Below are 24,536 nucleotides of genomic sequence, written 5' to 3'. Positions count from 1 at the left end.
GCCAATTTTAGCAAAAAACACCTATTTTTTGGAGTTTTTCTACAGTCTCAACGCCGCGATAAACGGTGGTTTTTAAGTTGCACTTTTGCCGTAAAATGAAGCGAAACGGAATGGCAAAAATGCAACTTAAAAACCATCCGTTTGATTGCTTTGTTAGACGCTTTTATGCTTGGCACCCTCAACAATTAAGTACATATAATGAATGGCCACATGAACTAGCGAGCCGATGTATTCATCATTTTTTTCAAAAGCATTAGGTAGGTTTACTTTGACAGATGAAGGATGAACTATTTTTGAGCACAATTTATAAATTGCATCATAGTCCTCCTCCCAACCAAGCTTCTTAGCGATGCTTTTTATGTTAAAAGGTTTTGATTTCGCTACGCCATTCCTCAAGCCGCTGTTGATAGTTTGTTCTCTAGCCAACTCCAAATTTGAATTGTGAACTCCATGCTTTGAGAATAACAAGATAAGCCCCTCTTGAACATCCAAGACGTCCTTTAAGAGCTGTCCGTACCATTGGTTTATTATTTCATCTGATCTTTTCAAATACAGAGAAATCATATTAATTTCGAATAGATTTCTTACAGATATTGCAATTGTATAAATGTCTTGTGGTGATTTCTTAATTCTCTCTGCCTCTTGAATGGCACATAGGTATAAATTTTTTATTGCCACCAAAGTTTCGTCACTAGGGAAATCACCTAACTCTTCGCAGTGCTTTTGCAGAGTAACTACTTGTAAATCTATATCGTCAATCTTGCTCAGCACCTGATTTTTACTCCATCGTCTAACAGCTTATTAGTGTGAGAGTTGAAAGATGCGCCCGGCAACCTATTTCTTGTAGAATACGCTTTAGCACCGAGGTGTACCCCACTGATTTTAGGATGAAAAAAGCCATCAAACCGTTTATCTTAAAAAAGTAAAAGTACACTAGCGTGATTTGTCACTGGCAAACTAATTCATTTAACAAGAACATGGCAACACCACACAAGCCATTGTTTTTAAATAAATTTAAAGCCGATTTTAGCTATTTTTTCAATTTAAAAGTAAGCCAGCTCACATTAATCTCGCGGTTACGCGTTTTAATCGTAAAGAGCCAAAAGAAAGAGGATAAATGGGGCTTAAAAACAAACGTCCATTTAAACACTGCTCTCCATCTAAATACGTGTCGATATTATGTAAGCGCTTATTATTTATATGATACTAACCGATAATGATTTTCATGCCAAGCATGTCACCCGTCACCCGTCACCCGTCACCCGTCACCCGTCACCCGTCGCCCGTTCTCCGTTCTCCGTTCTCCGTTCTCCGTTCTCCGTTCTCCGTTCTCCGTTCTCCAAAAAATCATACCGCATCGTCACAACCCCTTCTTCACGCTGATACTTAACCGTAAAACCAACCGCGCGGGCGAGACCTGCCATACCTCGGTTTTGTGGCATGGTCTCACCGGTTAAATAACGCAATCCGCGTTGGCGGCAATACTCGAGCAGCTTACGCAGCAGCCGCTTGCCCAGCCCTTGGCCTTTTATATCGCCGCGCACAATCACCGCAAACTCGCCTTCGATGTTTTCAGGATCGGTCAGCACCCGCGCGACGCCTAGGGTTTCCCATTCGCCGTTGGCTTTTTGCGCGCTGGCGATAAACGCCATTTCGCGGTCGTAGTCTATCTGGGTTTGTCGGGCCAGTTGCTCGTGGCCAAGCTTGGGTAGCTCGGCAAAGTAGCGGTTGTAACGGTCGAGCCCCGTGAGCTGTACATCAAACTCGCGGTGGGTGCTTTCATCTTCGGGGCGGATGGGGCGCAACAAAACCTCGCGCCCCGAGGCTAACGTGTGGGGTTCTTCTAACTCTTTAGGGTAAGGGCGAATCACTAAGTTGCGGGTTTCTGGGTCGCCCAGGGTGACATTAATATCCAGCACGGTCAGCTCATGTCCTGAGGCTAATACCGGGTTAATATCCAACTCAACAATGGCGGGGTTATCGATAATTATTTGATTAATTTTGGTTAACAATACCGCCAATGCCTGGCGGTCGAGCGGCTGCTGTAGTTGTCGGTCGCGCAGCTTGCCCTCGGCCAGCGCTTGAATGACTAAGTAGCGGGCCAGTGCCATATTCAGCGGCGGCAAGCCCACCACCGAATGCCGCTCGGTGTCGAGCTCAGTGCCGCCTTCGCCCAATAAAATGACCGGACCAAATACTGGATCGTTTTTTACCGCAATACGCAGCTCGTGGGCGCCGGCCCGGCGCGCCATATTCTGCAAGGTAAAGCCTTCGAGCTTAGCATCTGGATAAGTCTCGCGGGCACGCACCAACATGTTAGCGGCGGTCGAGGTAACTTCGTCCGGTGAATGTAAATTGAGTACCACACCACCCACATCGGATTTATGGGGGATATCTCGCGAGAGAATTTTTAATGCCACCGGATAACCAAGTTTGTCGGCTTGGCTTGCGGCCTCACTGGCATCGCTAGCGGTTAAGGTCGCCAGGGTGTGAATGCCATAGGCGGCTAATAAGTCGGCCGCCTGATGGGTATCTAAATAATGCAGTTGCTTTTGACGGGCGTCATCAATCAGTTGCCGGGCGGCGAGGTAATCGTCGGGAATACCCGCCGGAATTGACTCGGGGGTTTCCATTAATAGCTTTTGGTTGCGACGATACTGCACCATGTGCATAAACGCCCCCACGGCGCCCTCTGGCGTGCGGAACGAGGCAATGCCCGCCTTAGAGAATCGCTCACGAGCCACCAAAGAGGCGTTCTCACCCATCCAGGCCACCAGCAAGTTGGGTATTCTGCCTTTGCGCCGCTTAACCGTTTGAATCACTTTGGCGGCATAGGTATCGCCATTAACCAACGCCGATGGGCTGTGCAGCACCAGTAAATTATCCACCTCGGGCGCGTCTAACAAAATCTCTAAGGCGTTTTGATACAACTCGGGGGAGGCATCACCCAGCAGGTTAACAGGGTTATTAGCGTGGCCACCCAGTGGCACCAATGCCTGCAGTTTTGCTTGCGTCTCACCGGATAACGCTTCAAGTCGGCCGCCATCGCTGATTAACGTATCGACCGCCATCAAGCTCGGCCCCACACCATTGGCCAACACGGCCAAGCGCTCACCTTTAATCGGCTTGCCGTGGGCCAGCGTTTCTACCGCGGCAAACAGTTCGCGCAGCTCGCCCACCCGCAACATACCGGCGCGCCGAAACGCGGCATCGTAAACCCCATCGGCACCGATATCCGCGCGCCGCGCCTCGGTGGCAGTTTCTAAGCTCTCTAGTGTGTGGCCGGTTTTAATCACCAAAATGGGTTTGTTTTTTGACGCGGCGCGCGCCGCCGACATAAACAGCCGCCCTTGGCGAATGGATTCGACATAGAGCAAAATAGCGGAGGTTTTTCCGTCTTGCCCTAAAAAATCCAGCAGCTCGGCGTAGTTAACATCGGCGGCATCGCCCAGAGCAATAAAGTGCGAAAAACCAATTTGGCGGCGCTCGGCCCAATCGAGAATGGTGGTACACACAGACGATGACTGCGAGACAAAAGCGATTTTACCCGGCAGTGCGCCGATATGGGCATAGCTGGCGTTAAGACCAATGGCCGGCACAATTAAGCCCAAACTATTGGGCCCTAAAATCCGCATCTGCCAGTGGCGGGCGTTATCGAGCATTTGCCGTTGCAAACTTGTGCCGTCTGCTTGCGCAACATGCAACCCGGCCGCTATCACAATGGCATTGCGACACCCTTTTGCGCCCAGCTCGTTAATCACCGCCGGCACTCGATCGGCCCGCGTGCAAATAATCGCCAAATCGGGCACCGCTGGCAGCGCGGCGATCGACGGATAAGCCAACACACCGTTAACCGACTGGTATTTAGGGTTAACCGGCATAATGGGGCCCGAGAACTCGGCCCGCAGCAAATTGCGCATCACCGCATTACCCGGTCGGTTGGGCCGGTTAGAGGCCCCGATAACGGCGACGGAATTGGGACGAAGCAACTGATTGATAGGGTTTTGACTCATAGACCGATAGTAGCTTTAGCGCTAGCATTAGTCCACAAAAAAGCGGCCCAATAAAGGGCCGCTTTGCGGTAAATAGTGGATGCAGCCGTCGACGCATCCACTTTATATGTAGCCGCTCTGGCAGTTCGCCAGTGGGCTATTTAGTAACCAAGCGAGCTGACCTTGTCGCCCTCTTTGTATTCGGGCAAATTATCAATCGCTTCTTTATCCATCGGGGTATTCCATACGACCTTATTGCCGGTCACCTGCAAGCTTTTGGCGTCAACCAGCACCTCTTTATCGCCAATTCCCATAAAGCCGCCAACGCTTACCACGACTTCGGTAACTCGGCCATCTTTGGAGATGACCTTGTCGATCTCGCCGACGTCTTCGCCATTGCGGTTAACCACATCTAACCCATCGAGTTGCTCTGGCGCCACTTGCTTAGCCTCGCTGATGGTGACAGCGTTACCGGCCTGGTAGCCCGACTGCACTTGCTCCTTACGCTTTGCCGTGCGCTCGGCTAAATAAGGGTCGGTTCCTGCTCGGTTGGCAGCATCGGCTTGCCTTTGAGTCTCGGTTTGCATTTCGCGTTGCTGCGCGCTGTTTTTCATTTGCGCAATATGCTGATCGAGCAAGGTGCTTAACAATTGCTCGTACTCGGGCGGGTTTAAACCGCCACTGGCGTTAGCGTCGTAACGGGTCACGACTTGCTCATCGCTCCAACCGTTTTTGTCCAGCTGTTGCTGATAATAGCTCGCCAACTCTTCTGCGCTCAGCTCGCCACTGCCGTCAGCGTCAACCTGATCGAAGGTAGGCGCCTGTAACACTTGACTGGTTCGCGCATCTTCATCGACTACTTTAGGTCCACTCTCGGCCAACACGAAAGGTGATGCCGAGATCAGTCCAGCCAGTAGCAACGCCAAAGGTGTCCGAGCCAAAACATTACTCGTCGCATTGCGTTTCATTTGGATACTCATTGCCTTGTCCTCTATACCTGTTTGTGTGTTTAGCCCTGTAGTCGAACTCGTATCCCCCAGCCATTCAAGCCGGCGCGGTTGCCCGCGCCGTTTGTCCGCGCGCCTTATCCGACGCTATTAAAACGTAAACTGTAAGTTAGCGCTGGCGTAGTCGACATCCATGTTAATGTCGCGACTTTGCAGCACATCTACTTCGTCTCGTGAGATATCAAAGTTAAAGCGCTCATACTCAATTTTAAAATCTAGGTGCTCGGTCAACTGAAATTTAGTACCAACGCCCCAAAAGGTTTCATCGCCATCAAAGCTGTCTGTCGCCTCGGCCACTTCTAAATCCAGCTTGGCATCAGCATCCCACCACATTTGCCCGCCTTTAGCGTAAACCGAAAACATCTCGGTAATGGGCGCCTCCAAAATCAACCCTAAGGTTACGCCTGTGGGGTCAAACTCAACCCGGTCATTGCGGGCCTCGTCAAAATCGATGTAGGCAGTTTCGACGCCGATGTATTCGTTAAACTTAACTAAGGCAAACGCTTTTTTGGCCGCCTCATCCTCATCAAAATCTTCATCTTTAAGCTTGGTTACGCCGTAGCCACCGCCGACTGAAAACTCCGGCTGTAAACGCCAGCCATTTCCACCATCCGACTGCGCTAATGCTCCAACTGCTGTGGAAGAACAAACACAAAACAGAACTGCTGATGAAATCTTCTTAACCATGATACGTCTCCGATAACTTAGTTCGCCATAAACTATGGTGACTGGGATATCGCAACAGCCGTGCCAAATATGAGTAGATTTTTTATTTAACAACTGGCTCACAGTTTTTATCGCAACAGTGACAAATAATTTTAACCCGATCACGGTGTTTTTGGAGATATTAAAAACCGGCACTAACCACACGTAATAATTACAAGAAAAACGTTAGTTTTACACACAAAAAACCCGCCATTGCGGCGGGTTTTTAGGGTAGCTATTAAGGTTTGCTAGGACAGCAGCTCTGCTGACATAACCACTTTTGCGTTTAATACCTTAGAGAGCGGGCAGCCCTCTTTGGCGGCGTTGGCCGCTTTATCAAATGCCGCCTGGTCGGCCCCGGGCACTCGGGCACTGACCGTCAGCCTAACCTCAGGAATGGAAAAACCATCTCCGTCTTTTTCAAGCACAACGCTCGCCTTAGTATCAATGCTCTTAGCCGTCAGCCCCGCCTCGGCGAGCTGCCCAGAGAGCGCCATAGAAAAACATCCGGCGTGGGCGGCGCCCAATAGCTCTTCGGGGTTAGAGCCAGGCTTGTCTTCAAAGCGGGTATTAAAACCGTAGGGTTGGTCTTTAAGGGCACCGCTCTCGGTCGAGATATGGCCGTTGCCATCTTTTAAGCCGCCTTCCCAATGTGCTGTTGCATACTTTTGCATGATCTACTCCTTGCTGAGTTAAAGGTACAATAAAGTCACTTAGTGATTAACAAAGCACAGAGCCTGCCAGTGTCGCGCAGCGGTAATTTTTCATCCCGTCAGTTTAAGACAAAGACGTTGGTATTAGCGCATATTGCCGCTTTACCTCGCGAGCGCCATAGAGGCGCTCCAGCCGACGAACCACAAAATGACCACTGGCCATCTTTTGAAAGTGATCCATAAACAATGTATTGATGGTCGCGCCACCCACAGCGCCAATAATAGGCACCGACTGGGCGGCCACTTTCTCTGAGACGGGAATACTAAAACGCGCTGCTATTTGGCTCATAAAACGCACCATCGCGGGCGCCCCCTGCTGCGCCATACCGTGGCGCGACACGTGGGCTAAAGCGTCGGACATTGCTTTTGCCATTGCGGCACGCACCCCAAAATAGCCTGTCTCAGTACCATCGTCAGAGGCGCTGGGCCCGCCCAACGCAAAAACGGCCAAACAGGCAAGCTGCGCCTCGCGCTCGCTTAGCGCCTCGCCTTCGCTTCTGGCAATATCGGCAATCGAGCGCAACATTAATGTCGTAGAGACCGGCAGCTCAACCACCAATGCCGACAAGCCAAACGCGCCGCCTATTCCACCGCTGGCGGCTGCCGTCAGTTTATGAAATCGTTTAGAGGGGGGCTTTAAATCATCGTTCATGCCCGTTAGCGCAGCCTTCATGGCCGCCTCCAGCGCTTTGCGGGTGGCGCTCGTCACTAACTCGCCAGCACCCTTAGGTAATAAATCAAGGGCCTTCTCAATCGGGGTACCTAAAGCATTAGACAGCCGCGCGGCAATACCGGGGCTTTCGAGAACGCGCTTGGCATCGGTCAATTGTTGCAAGTGATCTGGGTGCATCATAATAAACCTAACGTTTGCGGTACCCGCCTACGCTACAACTCGGCGCCATATTTGTAAATTAACATTATGCTGCATCTGTTTTTAATGCGGTCGCGTCTTAGGGATAACGATTGCTGTCTCGGGTGCCAGCCATTACGACAGCGCCGTGGTTATGACGAAGGTTGTAAACGCCGATGTATCGGGTGCGTCCCACGTTAACATTAAAGCAACGCAAGCGTTATCGGTCGGTGTCAGTGGCGCCTCGTCGCTGGAATATAGCGGTAAGCCCAGGCTAAACTTAGACACCTCAGGGACAAGCCGTATTCAAAAGCTCTGAGCCGGGCGGCCCAGAGTTTTATCGCGATACATAGCGGTTTACTTTATTGCTGCGGCAATGTTCTGAGTATCGGGGCCAATTATCTTTGTAACGGTTCCATCTGGTTTAATCAGAACAATAGTGGGTATATCACGTACCGCAAACGCACGAAATAATTCACCGCTGCCGTCATAGGCTAATGGCAGTTCGGTGTTAGTCTCCTGCCGATAGGCCTCTACCTCGTCACGCCTAACCCATAAATTAGACGAGACGCCATACCACGCATAGTTTGATTTTTTAACGAGCGTTTCTACCTGCTTACGAATACGCGCGCAATTTGCCGCCATGGCAGGGCGACTCTCGGCCAAGTAACTCTCACACCAAGGCGCAAAAAACATCAGCGCTTGCGGTTTATCGCTCGTGCCAAGGGCGACCTTCTTACCGGAGAGTGTCGTTAAACTTATGTTTGCGACGGTATCGCCCACAGCAAGCTGCCGCGTCTGAGTCGGCGCAGACGCATCCACGGTGGCATCGGGGACCTCGGCCATCACCGCTTTAATCGCTCGCTCTAGTCGCGGCCCGTCAATATGTCCGACATAGACGACCCGGCCGTCGCGCCCCACCAATACATGCATCGGCGTGACCTGCAGGTTAAGCTGCGAGCCTAGCGTACCGTCGTCCACAACAATAGGCATCGACATCGTGATTTTTTGCGTGTACTCACGAATCGCCGCCTCGCTATCGTTAAAGCCCGTATTCACCGCGATCACTTCGATATCGTCGCCGTATTTTTGGTAAATATCTTCAAAACCTGGCATTTGCTGGCGACACGGTACACACCATGTGGCCCAAAACTTAAAGTAAACCGGCTTGCGGCCATACAGCGACAATAAGTCGATAGACTCTCCATCTATGGTCTTTAATGTTAGCGCGGGCGCAGGCCGACCAAGCAAACCGTTGGCGGCTTTTTTTGCCCGGCTTTCGCCATCGGCATCTTGATCGTACGCCGGCTCGGCAGCGCTTGACGCCTCTTGGGCCAGAGCGTTAACACCAGCGAGTGAGGTCAATAGCCAGCTCACCAGCAATATCGATAATCTAAGCGCGCGCATGTTTAATCTCCGTCGTAAAAATTGTTAGGGGCCAAAGTATAGCGAACGAACCCTACACCGAGAATAGACCACCTCTGCCCAGCTCGTATTGTAAATATGCGACACTCATCGACCGAGCATTCTAGCGCCACATTCAGGCGCCCCTGGCGGATTCCGCCAGGACAGTTGGCAATAGCACTATAATTCGGTTTAATCTGGGCAGCCTTGCCAATACCCGATCAGACAGGACGCTTAAATGTCATCTACCAAACCAAACGCAGAGCGGCCGCAGAGCGAAACCCGGCGGCAAAAGCTCAACCGTATTATCTTTGGCTGGGAGACGCCGGCGGGGCAACGCTTTGATGTACTGCTCATTTGGGCAATTTGCATCAGCGTCTTAGTGCTGATGCTGGAGTCCGTCGATTGGATCGCGATTAATTATCGCCCTTGGCTAAGAGCCACCGAGTGGACTTTTACCCTGCTGTTTACCGCCGAATACATAGTGCGCCTGTACTGCGCCGAAAACCGCTGGCAGTACGTAAAAAGCTTTTACGGCATTGTCGATTTGCTGTCTATTTTACCGTCGTACCTCGCGTTTTTTATCCCCGGCGCCAACAACTTGCTTATTATTCGTATGCTGCGGGTGTTGCGCATCTTCCGTATCCTAAAATTGGTGCGCTACCTGGGGGAGGCCAACTTGCTAATGCGCACCATGATGTTGGCAAGACGAAAGATCTTAGTGTTTTTTGGCTCGGTGTTAATTCTATCGACGGTGTTTGGCTCTTTGATGTATATGGTCGAAGGGGCCGATCACGGTTTTACCAGCATCCCTAAAAGCATTTACTGGACGATTGTCACCATCACGACCGTTGGCTACGGTGACATTGTGCCGCAAACCGTGTTGGGGCAAATTATCTCGGCGCTGGCGATGCTGACCGGTTATTCGATCATCGCCGTACCCACCGGTATACTCACCGCCGAACTCACGCAAGAAATGCATCGCGAACGAGTGTCTCGCAATTGCCCCAATTGCACCCGCGCCGGCCACGAGGCCGATGCTGTGCACTGTAAGCACTGCGGAGAACAACTGCCGGCCTCAGCGCCGCCGCCCAAATAACCGAGCCCGCGCAAGGAGGCGCGCGCTTGGCAATAATACTCTTGGCAAGAAAATGTGATAAACGTTAATCAATTAACACTCGAACAAAAACTAACAGCTGCACGGTTAAATAAAGTCCTATCCCAAAAATAAGATGGGTCACTAAGCTTTTAATTCGTGCACGATTTGGCTTTGGCGTGCGGCATGATGCAACACCAGCCCCCAAGCAAGGCTGCAACACAAAATAAGGGAACACCACGGTTATTATCCCCAGCAATACGGCCGGCAAGAGCGTTGGCTGCACCACCCACTCAAGACCAACTACGGCCAATAACATTGCCGCAAACGCCACGCCAATAACATAATGTAAACCCCATCCCAGAAACCTCTCCCCCCTAACGGGCGCGCTTTGAGTGATCTTTTTATGTAGCAAAATGCCATGCGGCAAATACCCCAGCCAACGCCCCACATAACGAAAATCCAACGGCACCACCCCCAGCCAGCGGCGTAAAATGATCGCCCATACATCGACAATAACTGTGGCCCCCACGCCGAGCATTATCGCCCAACACCAAAACCGCACATTCATTATTACTTCAAACATCACCCACTCCTCCGTCGTTCACGCTAGAATACGACTTAAAGCCAACTTTAGGTCAAGAGCAAAATGAGTGATTTAGACATCGGTGAAGTGGCGGCGCAATCGGGCTTACCCGCATCGACACTGCGCTACTATGAAACAAAAGGCCTGATACACCCCGTGGGCCGCAACGGACTGCGCAGGCAGTACCGAGCCGACGTAATACAAACATTGGGGTTAATTACCTTAGGTCGGGATGCGGGATTTAGTTTAAATGAAGTTGCCGCCATGTTTGCCGCCGACGGGCAGCCGGATATTAACCGCAAACGATTAAACGCCAAAGCCGACGAGCTGGATGAAACCATCAAACGGCTCAGTGCCGTGCGCGATGGATTACGTTGCGTTGCCGGTTGCTCGGCCCCCAGTCATTTAGAGTGCCCGAGTTTTTTGCGCTTAATCGCCGCAGCGACGAAAGGCCGCAAGCGTAAATCGCTGCGCGATTATCGCTAAATAACATTACCACCGCAGCGCTGTTAATCGGTCGCAGTCAGTTTGGGCAAAGCGAGTGCACGCCTGTGGAATGGATGCTTTCGATAAACCGCCACCAACACCAGCGTGATTATGGCGGCGACGGCGGCCCAAGGCAGCTCGTCGCGAAAGGCCTCTAACGTATAAACATAATCGAGGCCGTAGTAGCTAATATCCCACGCCTCCCATAACCAACAAACTAAATTATTAGCCGCATGACAAACAATCGGCACCCATAAGCTGCCGCTTTTAAGGTAAACCACGCACATAACGGCACCAAATACAGTGGCGCCCAAAGGGTCGGTGTGTACTGCGCCAAAAATAATCGACGACCAAAGTACTGCGTTAAGCGCGTGCCGTATTTATACGCCCAGCGGTGCAGCAAAATACCGCGGAATATCAGCTCTTCGACACACGACGGGATCACCACAATAAACACAAAGCTCAAGACATTGGCCCAGAGCGGAATGTAGCCATCCGGGGTGAAGTAAATTAAGTGCGGCAGCTCAATCACCCAATGTTGTACAAAGTTGGGCACGAGATACGACAAAGGCACAAAAGTGCCGTAAAACACCGCCGTCGCAAACGCAAAGCTCACCGCCGTGAGTAGTAGCGAGGGCCACCACTCCCCTGACGCAGGCTTAGTAAACACGCCCTTAAAGTGAACATTGCTGTTAAACAACTGGATGGCAATTAGGATACTAAGCGACCCATAAAGGCAGCTGTAATAAACCAAGTCATACCAATACCAAGACGCCGTTTGAGCGTTTAGTAGCCTCGCAAACAGGCTGTAGCCCGGCACAAACACAAAAGACATTAACCACAATACAACTAAATATCTGGCCTTAACGGTAAAGCGTGAAGGCGCGACGGTCATATTCAAATCCCAATCCATGTTCTGTTTTGTCCTGTTTCTGTATGGCTTGTGCGGTAAACCATAGGGCCGCCCATAAACTACCGGGCTTTGTCACCATTGCCCATTACAGGCGATTACCTCTTGCGCGGCAGAAAGGAGCCCTCGCACCCGCTAACGTCGCATTAGGGGGACTCGCCGCGCTCTTTCCACCACAGAAATACAAATGAGAACGATTGATATTTAGCTTGCCTTTTGGTACTATTCTGCAGCTTGAAACCGGCTACAAATGCCGTCCAAAAACATCCAACACCGCTGTCTATCCTCGAGGTCTTAATGAATCACCCTATGCGCCTGCCCTTGGCAACCCTAATTGCCATGAGCGCCATTCAACCGGCCATCGCCCAACCCACCATTGCGCCGCCACAAATCGAAGTGGTTAATGTGTATGGCGAGCCCGAGAAGTCCTCAAGCGCGACTAAGTTAGACCTCTCTGTGTACGAGACGCCGCAAACCGTCTCGGTCATCTCTCGCACCCAAATTGACGATTTCGCCCTGGACGATATTAATGACTTATTGCGCTACACCCCAGGGGTTACCGTCGAGAGCGTAGAGACCGACCGCACGTACTTTACCGCCCGCGGTTTTGATATTGTTAATTTTCAATACGATGGCGTTGGTGTACCGTTTTCGGCCGGCTTATCTCAGGGCCATCAAGACACCGCCATTTTTGAGCAAGTTGAAATTGTTAAAGGCGCCGCCGGTTTAATTACCGGGCTGGCCAATCCATCGGCCACCATTAATTATATTCGCAAGCGTCCCACCGCCGAACTCAGCGGCAGCATTGCCGTGCAAGCTGGGCCCGAGAGCAGCTACCGTTTGGATGGCGATATTTCGGGCTCCGTTACCGAGCGCGTGCGCGCCCGCTTAGTGGTGGCAAAAGACGATGGCGAATCTTATCTAGACCGCAATGAAAACGACAACACGGTGTTTTACGGCATTGTGGAGGGCGACGTTACCGACAGTACGCTGCTAACGGTAGGGTACAGCCAAAACCAAAATGACATTACCGGCAGCTTATCGGGAGCGTTACCTTTGTATTACACCGATGGCAGCGACACCGACTACAACGTAGGCACCAGTACGGCGCCCGATTGGGCCTACCGCGACATTGAACGCACCCAAGCATTTGTCGAGCTGCGCCAAACGCTTGGCGCAAACTGGACTTTAAATGCCCAGTACACCCAAAACGATATCGAGCAAGATTCTGAGCTGTTTTACGTGTACGGCACTCCCGACCGGGAAACCGAAATCGGTCTTTTGGGTTACGCCAGCGGCTACCGCGCCGACGAACAACAAAAAGTCTTGGATGTATTCGTTAACGGCACCTTCGCGCTGCTTGGGCGCGACCACGATTTGGTGATCGGTTACAACAAGGCCGATATCGATCTCGTCGGCCAATCATTGTACGACTACGTTAACGGGTATCCGGTGCTGGGTAGCGACTGGGCCGAGGGCAATACCCCGCGCCCCGAGTTACAAGTGTATGACACCTTCACCGATGGTCACGTCGACAACCAAGAGCACGAATCGCTGTACTTTGCCACTCGCCTCAACTTGCTCGACTCGCTCTCGGTACTGTTGGGCGCACGGCAAATGGAAGTCACCCAAAGCGGTTACAGTTACGGCGTCGAGGCCGATACTTACGCCGATGAGACCGTACCCTATTACGGTTTCACTTGGTCATTCCTGGACAACGTATCGCTCTATGCCAGCTACAGCGAAGTCTTTACGCCACAGTCGTTTGTAACCCCCGAGTTTCGGCCGCTGGGCGTAGCGCAGGGTGACAACTCTGAAGTCGGTTTTAAAATGCAGCTGAACGATGGCCAAGCCACCGGTACACTGGCCTTTTTTCAATCGGAGCAAACTAACTTGGGGGAGTACGTTGGCCGGGTAGAAGGCGTTAACACCTATTTAGGCAAGGCTTACGAGAGCGAAGGCGCGGAGCTGGAATTAAGCGGCGCCGTGAGCGACAACCTCAACCTGAGCATTGGCTACACCTGGGTAGATATTACCGACAATAGCGGCGCCGAAGTACGCACTTACGTACCACGTAACTTAGTCAAATTGGCGGCAGCGTATCAAGTACCCATGCAGCCCAAACTGGTGGTCGGTGCCAGCGTCAACTGGCAAGACGCCGTCTCAACCTCGCCTGAGGCCGGGGTCGAGATTACCCAAAGCAGTTACGCCCTGCTGGACGTGTTCGCCCGCTACAAACTTACCGACGACGTAACCGTGGCACTGAATGTTAGCAACGTAACCGATGAAAAGTACTGGAATAGCCTCTACTGGACCCAAGCTTACTATGGTGCACCACTGCAGGCGTCAGCCACAGTAAGCTGGCGTTTTTAACCAGCGGCTGGCTATTATCAATTACACTTTTGCGCAACATTATAAATCTGGATTCGTACTATGCGTTCTTTAATGCTTCACCTGCACCGCTATATGGGCCTGACAATTGCCGCTTTTTTAGTGGTATCGGGGCTGACCGGCGCGATTATCTCGTGGGATCACGAACTGGACGAGTGGTTAAACCCGCACCTCAATGAGGTTCACACGAAAGGTGAGGCGCTGTCGGCGTTTGTATTAGCCGATAAGGTAGAGGCCGAGTTCCCCAAGGTGGAGGTTACCTATTTTGACGTCCACCCCGAGCCCGGCCACTCGCAGTATTTTTGGGTACAGCCACGGGTTAACCCCGAGACCGGCCACCTGTATAAACCCGAGTTTAATCAGGTTTACGTCGACCCGGTCAGCGGCGACATCATCGGTAAACGCGAATGGGGCGCCGTGTGGCCCATTACCCGCGAAACCTTTATGTCATTTTTGTACAAGCTGCATTATAGCCTGCACATACCCGAGTTTTGGGGCACCGACCATTGGGGTATTTGGCTGCTGGGCGTGATTGCGCTTATCTGGACCTTCGACTGCTTTGTTGGCGCCTACCTCACCCTGCCCAAAGGTGGCCGCTCTAAAAAGCGCGAGAATAGCCGCAGCTATATGAAGCGCTGGGCGCCATCATGGAAAGTCCGCCGCAGCGCCGGGCCGATTCGCTTTAACTTTGATTTGCACCGCGCTTTAGGCTTATGGACGTGGGGGCTACTGTTTGTGATCGCCTTTACCGCGTTCTCGCTTAACCTGTATCGCGAAGTATTTTTTCCGGTTATGTCGGCCGTATCCGACGTAACACCCTCGCCACTGGATCAGCGCACGCCCAACGACCACGACAACCCGATTACCCCCACACTAACCTTTGCCGATGTATCAAAGGTAGCCCGCCAAGAGGCCGACGCCATTGGCTGGAGCCAACCCGTTGGTTCTATTTGGTATGCGCGCGACTGGGGGATTTACCGGGTCGAATACTTTGCCGGCGGCGACAGTCACGGCAGTGGTGGCGTAGGCCATGAAGCAATATTTTTTGATGGCCACACCGGCGAGGTATTGGGTGACTTTGTGCCTTGGGAGGGCACCGCTGCCGACATCTTTGTGCAGGCGCAGTTTCCCCTGCATTCCGGTCGTATCCTCGGTTTACCTGGTCGTATCTTGATCTCGATTATGGGTATCGTCGTTGCCGCATTAAGCATCACCGGGGTGATTATTTGGTACCGTAAGCACAAAGCCAAAGAGCGACGCATCGCCGAGGCGCGCCAACAAAAACCGGCTAGCGCAACCTAAACGTGTAACTGTTTAAAAAAAGGCCGACCAAAATATTGATCGGCCCTTTTTGGTTTATGAGTAAACACATTACATTTTCAATTAGCTCCGCTAGCACGCCATTATCACCTAAGCATTGAAGATGCCATTAAATACTTACGCGCTTTTTTTGGCACTTTATAGCGTTGACTCATCACCGCCGGCTAAGTATCATCGCGAACATTATAATAAGGCCACCGCAGCCCGCGCCCTATTACACGTCAAGGTTAGCATTCGGCCACCGCCAAAGTTCGGCTGTGGTAAATGTTTGTACGTGAATACAGGCCTTATTCACATGCTTGCTGTAGTGTCCTTCGAGTAACAAACCAATATCCACGTCAAGGAAGGACCCTGCACGTCATGATCCACCTGTTTAACGCTTTTCATTCGCCCCATGGTGGCAGCGAGCAAGAAACCCTACAGCTGTACCGATTACTATCGCAACAAACAAGTACCCGACTGTGGGCCGCATCTTCAAAGGGCTGCCCGACACTCATTGGCGCGGTAAGTTGTGGCCGCGCTTGGCCGCTCCACCCGAGCGTCTTATTTATGTGTACAACACCATGCTCCCCAACTTGCTGGAAAGTACGGCCAAAGTTCCGCCGGGCTGGCCCGCCCCTGAGTATGTGATGATCTCGGATTTTCAGCGCGCCTTGCTAGGTGTACCTGCCGAGATACATCCCTCTCCGATTGATCTGGAACGATTTACTCCTGCACAGACTCGTGCAACGGGGGCGTTGCGGATCGGTCGTATGAGCCGTGACACAAACGACAAGCACAACCACAAAGACATTGGACTTTACCGCGAGCTAGCCGATGAAGGAATACAGTGGCACCTGCAAGGCGCGCGCTGTATCGCATCTGACATCGACCACCCTTCGGTACACTTAACCGCCGCTGGCACAAAAGCGGCGGCCGAGTTTTTACGCAGCTTAGATATTTTTTATTATCAAACTGATACTCATATTGAAACGTTTGGCCGAGTTGTTATCGAAGCGATGGCTTGCGCTCTGCCGGTGGTGTGCCACCGCCACGGAGGCTATTCGGATTGGATTGAGCATGGCCACAACGGCTTACTATTTGATAATAACGAAGAGGCCAAAGCGCTGCTAAAACGTTTGCTCAATGACAGTAGTGAAAGGCTAAGGCTGGGCTTGGCGGCGCGAGCAACCGTTGAGCAGATGTACAGCAAGAAAGCCATCAACGAACGTCTGGAATTTTACCTTGTCCCGCCGCGTCACCCGTTGCTGAGAAAAACCGGCACATAATGACCGTTTCCGGCGGTATTAACAGGAGCCCATTAACTTTTAATGCCGCTGGGTTTAGCGAGCGTGTACTGTGATATAACGGCCGAGATTAGCCCAACATTCTTGGCAGTACATCTTGTTTTGCGTTTTTTCGGCGATGCCAAATAACCATACTCACGCGGCCAACAATAGCCGCCAGTAAAACCCACCCAAGATTACTGTGTCACAGGCTTCCAAGGTCGGTCATCCAACTAGTTTTACCAGAGTCAAACCCGGAAAAAACGGGCAACCCAAACGGATCAAGTGTCCGCCCCGAGCCATATTGGCGCCGTAACGCCACCGCCGGCACGCCAAGAAACAAAGCGTACAAACCCATATGGCCCAAACGCGACGCCATACTCAACTCAGGCGGCCGCGAGCCAGTATTACTAGTCGCCCACAATAGTCGCAGCAGCGCCAGCACAACAATTAAAAACCCACCGCTTTGTGGGTACCTCACATAAACTCTTCAACGCCGATATCCTTCATGAGGATATGAGCAAATACACGAGTAAATTGCCGCGACCATGGACCAATGAAAAACGACTAACGATACCCTAGTGTATCTTACTATCGCGAATAGACATTAGGTACTCTCCTGCAAAGTAATGACTAGAACTTTTTTACCGCGTTAGTCTAAAAGACGCTTACGACACACCATAACCTACACAACAATATTTACGGAGATTGACGCCAGCGCGCTGACCAAGCCTGACGGCCTAAACATAATCGAGCATAGGGTATTAAGTCCCCACCCCTTAATACATTGCATAATGACTGAATCGCCCACGCTCACAGCTTACGTATTGTCGCCGCATCCAGCTGCGCCCTCCACCTAGTATTCCACCAGGAGCTTGAAGTGAGTTATGTAACGCAAGCAGCGGTACGATAACAAGCAGGCTACCAATCAATACCCGCCTTTCTATTGATCGCAACCGACAGCGTGACGCTAAGGAATAAGTCCGGGAAACTTATGAAACGAGAAATCATCGCTAAGATAAGGGTTCTCTAATGTCACTGTTATTAAACCCTTTTGATTCAAAAACTCTAGCTCGTCACTAAAGTGCGCTTCAAACAGTTTCTGTAGCTCACCCGATGCCAGCAACAAATCTAACCCCGCCGCAATACGATCAGACAGTGATGAATCATTAATTCCGACATAAAAGACCCAAGGAAACGGATAGTGAATCACCAGATTCGGCGCCATCACCAGATTTTCTGGCTCGGACGCGCGCGCCAGTGCCTCCGTGTAATCCATCAAGGTAGCGGGCATAAGATCAAAGCGACCCTGCTCCAGCATTGCTAATAATGTTGTGACATGGGCACCATCATTAACCGTAAAACCGTTGTGGCGATAGATATCGACATCAACCCACCCTTTTCCCAAACCAATAGTAAAAGGCTTAAGGTCTGCCAGAGTCCCCTTCCCCTGAAGCTTAGGTAAGTCTTTACGCTGTAAAATTAGTCGCTGAAAACCGAGCAAATTAAACATGATAGGCGTCTTGACGGGCCGGTTAACCTCCGCCGGATCATCGACCATCTCAGCCGGAATATAAGGGCCAGCACGCACACGGATAAGTGACCCGTTATTGATCTCACGCCTCGCCCGGCTGGTGCTGAGCTCTTGCGGCACCCGCGACAAACTAAAGGGGCCGTGGGTTGCTACCGTCACCTCCAGAACCTTTTGCAACAGAGCGTACTGATAGCTATCGCGCTTGGGGGAATGGCCCCAGTCCCAATAAGTAACGGTGTCCGCTATTAAACTTACGGGCACCAGTACCAGCATCAATAGCGTGAGTCGTCCAGTTAACAGCATCATTAAGATACACCCTGTTATTATTGGTGTGGTTGAGCCTAGCAACAGTAGCCCACCCTGGCAATAACGGCACCGTTCCTTTCACTATCGCGCTATTCCCATCGGCCGTTTACATAACCTGATGACACGCGACGCTAGAATGCCAAAGCACTACCTATTCAGCTGCGTAATGTGCCAAAGCTCGCCCGACGGCCCCCACAGATAGATAACCTTACCCCAAGATTCGGTTTTAATCGGCTCAAACCTAAATTCATGGCCCTCTATACGCGATATAGTTTCATAGGCCGCGTTGATATCCGGCACAATCAGTTGCAGCATCAAGTTATCAGCAAACTCTTTGTTATAGTGCCTCTGCAGAAAAAACGTACTATTACCGCTCTCCAATATCGACAAATCGTCCGAAGCTTTTGACATCGTAAACCCGAGCGCCTGATAAAAAGACTGAGACACTTGGTAATCTTTACTCGGAATAAATACTCTAATATCACTGACCTGCATTGCCACTTACCTCCTTTTATATCCATATTTCATCACCACAACCAAGCTTCGAGACACAAATCAGCACCCCAGTAACGGTAGGTTTTTAAGGCTTTGATAGCGGTGTGCCAGCTCAATACAATGTGCAACCTCTCGCTCTGGCAACAGTTTACCAAGCTGCAGCACAAGCGCCCGGTTGCCCCGAAACTCTAACACCTCTGAGTATAACTCGCGAAATGTATCCACCAGTTTAGTTTGGCAGTGAAAAAACAAAAAGCACTCATCGGGAGTTTTCGACTTCCAGTCCATTCGGATAGCGCTACCACCTTTAGCGAGATAACTAGGCTCGCCCCATTTCAACGATTCATCTAGTTCCCCAACACCGATACGGTTGGCAACCGACAGCACCAGTTCACGCAACACCAGCATGCGCGGTTTTACGGCCGGAGGGTAAGCATCAAACTTTGCTTCAACATCTTTCGGAATTAGCGAGTCACTTTTAGGCATAGGGGCGGTCCATTTTTATAAAGTCTTCCGCTCAAACCGGTTTGCTCATAGAGCTACGATTAACTATCGACATTATTACTCCCAATGATAACGTAATCCCACCAAAATACGACGACCGTTCTCATAGAACCCTTGGGGTATACCGCTGGCACTGCGAATATAAATAATTTCGTTGGTTAGATTAATGCCTTCAATAGAAAAACTGGCTTGCTCATTTAAATGCCAATGCACGCTACCATCAACTTGGGTATAAGATGCCGCCTGACTCTGCGAGCCGGCACGCACCTCTCCGTAAGAGCTAGACCGGTAATTGTAAGATAGCCGCGCATCGAGCCGCTCGCCCTCGAAATAAACCGAGGCATTAAATTGATCGCGAGAATTACCCGGCAGCTGTATCGCGGGGCCTTCAGCTGGAGCAGGAACTTGAGCATCGGTATAAGTGTAATTAGATTGAACGCCAAAACCCCAGGCGATGTCTTGCTGCCAGCGCAGCTCTAGGCCGTGAATACTAACGCCCCGAATATTCGTGGGATGGGTGATGTTAAGAACCCGACCATCGATTTCGCGAAACTCCGTAGACGGATATACAAAGCTGGAAAAGTCTTTATAAAAGCCAGCAATAGAAAGCAGCGAGGTATCGCTGCGATACCACTCGGCACTAACGTCAAGCTGATCGGCTCCATAAGGGTCGAGCATCGGGTTGCCCGCAAGACCCGAGCCACTGGTAGGATCGAGAATAAATCCCGGAGATACGTCCTCATAATTGGGGCGCGCCATCACCCGCGCCAAGGACCCGCGCAACACTAAATTATCCTGCAGTTGATAGCGCACGTTTAGGTTGGGCAAAAGGTTATGATAGCGATGTTTAACAGTAACCAGATGATCGCTCAAATAACCGCTGGCGTCTTGCCGAGTCGCGACGGCCCGCAGACCAAAATTGGCCTGCCAGCGTTGCCCCGTGAATTCGGCGCTAAGGTAGTAAGCGATCGACTCTTCATCAATCTGGTAGTAAGCATCGGTATCTTCACGATAGCGAAGCAAGCCGGCACCGTAATGGGTTAGCAAAATATTTTGCAGTAATGCGTTGCGGGTGCGGGCGTAGCGAGTAACGCTGCTAGCACCGTCAACATGAGGCAGCAGCGCTGGCGTCAGCCCATTTGACACATCTGCCAGCGAGGTGTGTTGCAGGTTATCCCAGCCGGCGTAAGTGGGGTCGATTTCCCCAATCATTTGCCGATTTACTACCCTATGATCGCGCACTTTAATACCGGCTTTTAAGGTATTCAGCCAAGACACTTGTGGATGATAGGCAAAATCGAGCTGAGCGTAATTTTCGCGGTTACTCATATCGCGAATTAAATCCCGCGAGTCGGGCGAATACTGCGTTAACGCGCGGGCATCTGTTGGATCTAAGTCTAGGTACTCCACCTGTACGCTATCGTGCGTCAAAGCGAAGCGAGTACGGGTATCACCCAGAAAGCGATAGAGGTAATCGTGATCGGTGCCGCCCGACGATTGGGTTTGCCCCAGCTGCCAGTGCAACTGCCAAGGCCCGTGGCTGAAACGCGTGTCCCAATCGATAACGTCAGTATCGATATAACCCTGACGATAAATAGCATCCAGCAGCGCACCGGTGGTGTCGGCACCGGTAAGCGTACCGGCGGCCAAGTTTAGGTAACCATCGTCGCTTGGGCGATACTCTGGATTGGCCACCGCGGCTGGCGACTCTTGGCGCAGCTTAAAGCCACCGGGCGCAAACAGATAATTATGATTGACACTGTCGATATCCATTTGCGAGCGCAATACGTTAAGGGCGCTGTCCCAACGCTCATCGGGTGACCATTGTAAGGTGACATTACCGGTAAAGTGCTCGCGATCTTGCTCTAGCAGCGCGGTACCGCCACCCCAAATTGCATAGACATTCTCAGTAACGGTGCCGTCTGGTTCGGTAATGGTATAGAGGGTGTTGTCGGCAAAAGTCTCTTGGCCATCGCGCCGACTTTGCCGCTCTTGCCAGTGTAAACTCGTCAGCATGCCCCACGTGCGATCGGGGTTATTCCAACTGCCCAGCAAGGAGGTTTGCGGGTCCCAGCTTTGCGCCAAATCGCTGTACTGCTCCTCTACACTGATGCTGAACATGGGCCCGGCCATAGACAGCGGTCGACGGGTGCGCACCAGCACCGTCCCGCCGATACTGCCCTCGTCAATGTCAGCCCGGGGAGTTTTATGCACCTCGATCGATTGCACCAACTGCGAGGCAAGCGTGGAGTAATTAAACCCCCGGCTCAGGTTATCGTTGGCCCACCAATAGGCCGACGCGACGTGCTGGCCATTAAGCAAGGTGCGATTGATGTCTTTATCGGTGCCGCGAATATTGACATCCCGCCCCTCCCCCCAGAGTCGGTCAACGGACACCCCCGCCACTCGCTGCAGAGCGTCGGCCACATTGCGATCGGGAAATTTGCCAATATCACTGGAGGTAATCACATCAATAATATTGGCGGCCTGGCGCTTTGCTGCGAGGTTGACACGCAATGAGTTGCGCACGCCAGTGACATAGGTTTCTTCTATCGCACGTTGCTTAAGGGGCGGCTGCGGCGCGACCGGGCTAACGCTGTCATATGGTTCGACTTCCGGCCGGTGGATAACCAATGCATTGCGCCCACCCCAGGTATAACGTAGATCTGTGCCCGATAGTAACTGATCCAGCGCCCGCTCAGGTGTTAAGCTTTCTCGTATAGCTTGAGTATTAATCGCGGGTACAATATTACTGCGGTAAAAGATCTGCACACCGGCTTGATCAGCAAACACTTTTAATGCCAGCGCCAAAGGCTGGGGGGGAATATCAAACTGTATTTGCTGATAAAATGCCCCGGACTCTTGCGTTGCTGCTGCCAGCGGCAGCGGGCTGCTAATGAGCGCCAAGCCACACATTAGCAGCCCGCGCAAACACCGGCGTTTTACCGCAGCTTGTAATTGATGCAGACGCTTAATAGCAGAAGCACGCATTAGGTTTTGTTATCGCTCTGTGTTATTCGCTTTTACCCGGTATTGTTTGCTGTTACGTAAGCATTGCGCAACATGCGCTATTTACCTCAAAAATACAAGGCTCGCCAAACAGGGTTTATTTGACCATAAGCGTTAAAAACAACCGACGAAAAAAGCGAAGAAAAAGTGTCGGGGGTTTTCCGTCTTTGTCGTTTAACCTTATGAGATAGTGGGAATAGGCACGACCACTCAACATAAACACAGCTCGGACTTCATTAATGGCCGCACCCAAAGTGAGCCTCAGGCTGGTTAACAGTGACACCGCCACATCGCTAGATCGGACGCAGCGCGAGTATGTAGAGCAACTCTACAGCGAGTATCGCGCCGATCTGCACGGCTATATAACTCGCTTATTACCCACAGGCGCTGGCGATACCGAAGGTATTTTGCAGGACACTTACCTGCGCTTATTAAAGCAGGACAGCCTAGACAAGCTGAGTGAAAACGCCAGAGCCTATATTTACACTACTGCCACTAATTTAGTGCGCGATGCGCTGCGACGTCATGTGCGACGCAAAGGCGAGTGGCACGAGCCACTAAATGAAAGCGAGCTGTACAGTGAGGAACAAACCCCACAACAAGGCGCCCAGTGGGAGCAATCGCTAGAACGCATACGACAGGCCCTTAGAGTGCTAAAACCAGTCACTCGGCAAGTGTTTATTCTCAGTCGCTTCCATGAATACAGCTACCCCGAAATTGCGACTAAAATGTCGCTAAGCACACGCAGCATTGAGCGACACATGAAAAAGGCCGTAAGCCACTTACAACACACACTGGATGATTTGATATGAACAGCGCCAAGCACAACGCGCAACCAGAAACAGCGTCTGGCTGGTTTGCCCGAGTGCAGGCCGGCGCCCTGTCCGACGCCGAACGTCGCGACTTTGAGCACTGGCGCGACACGAGCCCAGAAAACGCCCTAGCCTACGCTCAGTGCGAACTGGCGTGGGAGCTTACCGGCGCCCTTGCGGGCGAGCCTGAGTTTGCAACCGGCGCCAAAGCTACCGACGATACCGCATCCCGTGGGCTGACCCTGCGCGACTGGAGAATATGGGGTTCCGTTGCAGCCAGCGTCACTCTGGCCACAACGTTGGTACTGAATGCCGAGGTAGACTCAGGGCAGCGTTACCAAACCGACATAGGTGAACAACGAGTTGTGCACTTAAAAGACGGCTCATCGGTCATGCTCAACACCAATTCGATCCTGCAGGTTTCTTTCTCCCGCCATCAACGCTCGTTAATACTGGAGCGCGGTGAGGCCTTTTTTTCGGTTGCCAAAAATCCTAACCGACCCTTTGTGGTAGAGGTAGCCGGTACCGAGGTAAGGGCCCTTGGCACGGCTTTTAATATCGAGAAACAACACGACAACGTCGAGGTGGCAGTAACTCAGGGGCTGGTCGAAGTATCGGCCCAGCGCCGCTTTTGGCAAGAGGCTAACCAAACTCACCTAAGGCCCGGCCAAGGTGTCACTTGGCACGCCAGCACCACCGCCAAGCTACTGACCCCTACCCCAATAAATTTAGAGCGAGTTACCGCATGGCAGGCCAGTAAATTATATTTTGATAACGACCGACTTGCCGATGCACTGGCCGAATACAACCGTTACACTAAACGCCAGTTTGTACTAGTAGATGATACCCTAGCCGATCAGCGAATTAGCGGTGTATTTAACGTCGGTGATGACAAAGCCCTGACCTTTGCCTTAGAGAAAAGTTTGGGAGCACGCATTCTCGCCACCGATAATCGCGTTTTAGTCTTAGCCGAGCAGTAACCTAACGGCATATACAGGTGGGCTGCACCAGCACACCTGTCACCCCACAGGCCTTGATTAGACCGCATTAATCAATCCGCCGAATACCGGTAGCGCCCTCAACGAGTAACCGCGATAAAAAAGGCGCCCGAAGGCGCCAAAGTAGAGGTGTCACTTCGGCAGGGCCGAAGC

Annotated in this window: 21 protein-coding genes and 1 pseudogene; 8 read left to right on the top strand and 14 right to left on the bottom strand. The window is 51.6% G+C overall.

From position 1 onward, the window contains the following. Positions 1 to 153: 153 nt before the first annotated feature. From AACY82_RS09605 to AACY82_RS09580, 6 genes are all read right to left on the bottom strand, one after another. Positions 154 to 771, bottom strand: coding sequence for a DUF5677 domain-containing protein (locus tag AACY82_RS09605; protein ID WP_339616578.1), 618 nt, complete (start codon positions 769 to 771; stop codon positions 154 to 156). Positions 772 to 1,265: 494 nt separating this feature from the next. Continuing rightward, positions 1,266 to 4,013, bottom strand: coding sequence for an acetate--CoA ligase family protein (locus AACY82_RS09600; protein ID WP_339616577.1), 2,748 nt, complete (start codon positions 4,011 to 4,013; stop codon positions 1,266 to 1,268). 140 nt (positions 4,014 to 4,153) lie between these two features. Continuing rightward, entirely contained in the window at positions 4,154 to 4,972 is an 819-nt protein-coding gene (locus AACY82_RS09595; RefSeq protein WP_339616576.1) for a PRC-barrel domain-containing protein, read from the bottom strand. A 117-nt stretch (positions 4,973 to 5,089) separates the two neighbouring features. Continuing rightward, positions 5,090 to 5,686 (bottom strand): outer membrane beta-barrel protein, encoded by a 597-nt coding sequence (locus AACY82_RS09590; protein WP_339616575.1) that lies wholly within the window; start codon positions 5,684 to 5,686, stop codon positions 5,090 to 5,092. Positions 5,687 to 5,952: 266 nt separating this feature from the next. Next, on the bottom strand, positions 5,953 to 6,378 hold the full coding sequence (locus tag AACY82_RS09585; protein ID WP_339616574.1) for an OsmC family protein: 426 nt from the start codon (positions 6,376 to 6,378) through the stop codon (positions 5,953 to 5,955). A gap of 103 nt (positions 6,379 to 6,481) precedes the next feature. Continuing rightward, a complete protein-coding gene (locus AACY82_RS09580) occupies positions 6,482 to 7,270 on the bottom strand; it encodes an EcsC family protein (RefSeq protein ID WP_339616573.1) in 789 nt (262 codons plus the stop codon). A gap of 100 nt (positions 7,271 to 7,370) precedes the next feature. On the opposite strand from AACY82_RS09580, the pseudogene AACY82_RS09575 reads away from it, so the two are divergent. Continuing rightward, positions 7,371 to 7,586: pseudogene (locus AACY82_RS09575) on the top strand (DUF2807 domain-containing protein); the annotation flags it as partial. Positions 7,587 to 7,624: 38 nt separating this feature from the next. Here the strand turns inward: AACY82_RS09575 and AACY82_RS09570 are convergent. After that, positions 7,625 to 8,674, bottom strand: a complete 1,050-nt coding sequence (locus tag AACY82_RS09570) for a TlpA disulfide reductase family protein (protein WP_339616572.1) — start codon at positions 8,672 to 8,674, stop codon at positions 7,625 to 7,627. 235 nt (positions 8,675 to 8,909) lie between these two features. Between AACY82_RS09570 and AACY82_RS09565 the strand changes: the two genes are divergently transcribed. Continuing rightward, positions 8,910 to 9,770 carry an ion transporter gene (locus tag AACY82_RS09565; protein WP_339616570.1) on the top strand — a complete coding sequence of 287 codons (861 nt, stop codon included), beginning with the start codon at positions 8,910 to 8,912 and terminating at the stop codon, positions 9,768 to 9,770. Between the two features lie 64 nt (positions 9,771 to 9,834). Here the strand turns inward: AACY82_RS09565 and AACY82_RS09560 are convergent, their stop codons facing one another. Continuing rightward, on the bottom strand, positions 9,835 to 10,308 hold the full coding sequence (locus tag AACY82_RS09560) for a DUF2938 domain-containing protein (RefSeq protein WP_339616590.1): 474 nt from the start codon (positions 10,306 to 10,308) through the stop codon (positions 9,835 to 9,837). A gap of 108 nt (positions 10,309 to 10,416) precedes the next feature. On the opposite strand from AACY82_RS09560, the gene AACY82_RS09555 reads away from it, so the two are divergent. Continuing rightward, positions 10,417 to 10,839, top strand: coding sequence for a helix-turn-helix domain-containing protein (locus AACY82_RS09555; RefSeq protein ID WP_339616569.1), 423 nt, complete (start codon positions 10,417 to 10,419; stop codon positions 10,837 to 10,839). A gap of 217 nt (positions 10,840 to 11,056) precedes the next feature. On the opposite strand, the gene AACY82_RS09550 is transcribed toward AACY82_RS09555, so the two are convergent. Then, positions 11,057 to 11,752: a hypothetical protein gene (locus AACY82_RS09550; protein ID WP_339616568.1), complete on the bottom strand. Its 696-nt coding sequence runs from the start codon at positions 11,750 to 11,752 to the stop codon at positions 11,057 to 11,059. A 294-nt stretch (positions 11,753 to 12,046) separates the two neighbouring features. Between AACY82_RS09550 and AACY82_RS09545 the strand changes: the two genes are divergently transcribed. The 3 genes from AACY82_RS09545 to AACY82_RS09535 all read left to right on the top strand — a co-directional run bounded on the left by AACY82_RS09545 (position 12,047) and on the right by AACY82_RS09535 (position 16,728). Then, the gene (locus tag AACY82_RS09545; RefSeq protein WP_339616567.1) at positions 12,047 to 14,122 is read left to right on the top strand and encodes a TonB-dependent siderophore receptor; all 2,076 of its coding nucleotides are present in this window, start codon (positions 12,047 to 12,049) and stop codon (positions 14,120 to 14,122) included. A 60-nt stretch (positions 14,123 to 14,182) separates the two neighbouring features. Then, positions 14,183 to 15,442 (top strand): PepSY-associated TM helix domain-containing protein, encoded by a 1,260-nt coding sequence (locus AACY82_RS09540; RefSeq protein ID WP_339616566.1) that lies wholly within the window; start codon positions 14,183 to 14,185, stop codon positions 15,440 to 15,442. A gap of 479 nt (positions 15,443 to 15,921) precedes the next feature. After that, a complete protein-coding gene (locus tag AACY82_RS09535) occupies positions 15,922 to 16,728 on the top strand; it encodes a glycosyltransferase (RefSeq protein ID WP_339616564.1) in 807 nt (268 codons plus the stop codon). Positions 16,729 to 16,930: 202 nt separating this feature from the next. On the opposite strand, the gene AACY82_RS09530 is transcribed toward AACY82_RS09535, so the two are convergent. From AACY82_RS09530 to AACY82_RS09510, 5 genes are all read right to left on the bottom strand, one after another. Beyond that, positions 16,931 to 17,206, bottom strand: a complete 276-nt coding sequence (locus AACY82_RS09530; RefSeq protein ID WP_339616563.1) for a hypothetical protein — start codon at positions 17,204 to 17,206, stop codon at positions 16,931 to 16,933. A gap of 489 nt (positions 17,207 to 17,695) precedes the next feature. Continuing rightward, entirely contained in the window at positions 17,696 to 18,565 is an 870-nt protein-coding gene (locus tag AACY82_RS09525; protein ID WP_339616562.1) for a hypothetical protein, read from the bottom strand. A gap of 147 nt (positions 18,566 to 18,712) precedes the next feature. Beyond that, positions 18,713 to 19,060, bottom strand: a complete 348-nt coding sequence (locus AACY82_RS09520; protein WP_339616561.1) for a hypothetical protein — start codon at positions 19,058 to 19,060, stop codon at positions 18,713 to 18,715. A 60-nt stretch (positions 19,061 to 19,120) separates the two neighbouring features. Beyond that, positions 19,121 to 19,546, bottom strand: coding sequence for a DUF1801 domain-containing protein (locus AACY82_RS09515; RefSeq protein ID WP_339616560.1), 426 nt, complete (start codon positions 19,544 to 19,546; stop codon positions 19,121 to 19,123). 75 nt (positions 19,547 to 19,621) lie between these two features. Next, on the bottom strand, positions 19,622 to 22,555 hold the full coding sequence (locus AACY82_RS09510) for a TonB-dependent receptor (RefSeq protein WP_339616559.1): 2,934 nt from the start codon (positions 22,553 to 22,555) through the stop codon (positions 19,622 to 19,624). Between the two features lie 257 nt (positions 22,556 to 22,812). Between AACY82_RS09510 and AACY82_RS09505 the strand changes: the two genes are divergently transcribed. Both AACY82_RS09505 and AACY82_RS09500 read left to right on the top strand, forming a co-directional pair. Next, entirely contained in the window at positions 22,813 to 23,385 is a 573-nt protein-coding gene (locus AACY82_RS09505) for an RNA polymerase sigma factor (protein ID WP_339616558.1), read from the top strand. Continuing rightward, entirely contained in the window at positions 23,382 to 24,365 is a 984-nt protein-coding gene (locus tag AACY82_RS09500; protein ID WP_339616557.1) for a FecR domain-containing protein, read from the top strand. The genes AACY82_RS09505 and AACY82_RS09500 overlap by 4 nt, the downstream gene beginning before the upstream one ends. The last annotated feature ends 171 nt before the right edge of the window (positions 24,366 to 24,536 follow it).

The organism is uncultured Gilvimarinus sp. (genome assembly GCF_963972205.1).
Classification (GTDB): Bacteria; Pseudomonadota; Gammaproteobacteria; order Pseudomonadales; family Cellvibrionaceae; genus Gilvimarinus; species Gilvimarinus japonicus.
The sequence above is the reverse complement of the archived record's forward strand: the minus strand, read 5'-3'. Positions and strand labels throughout refer to the sequence as shown.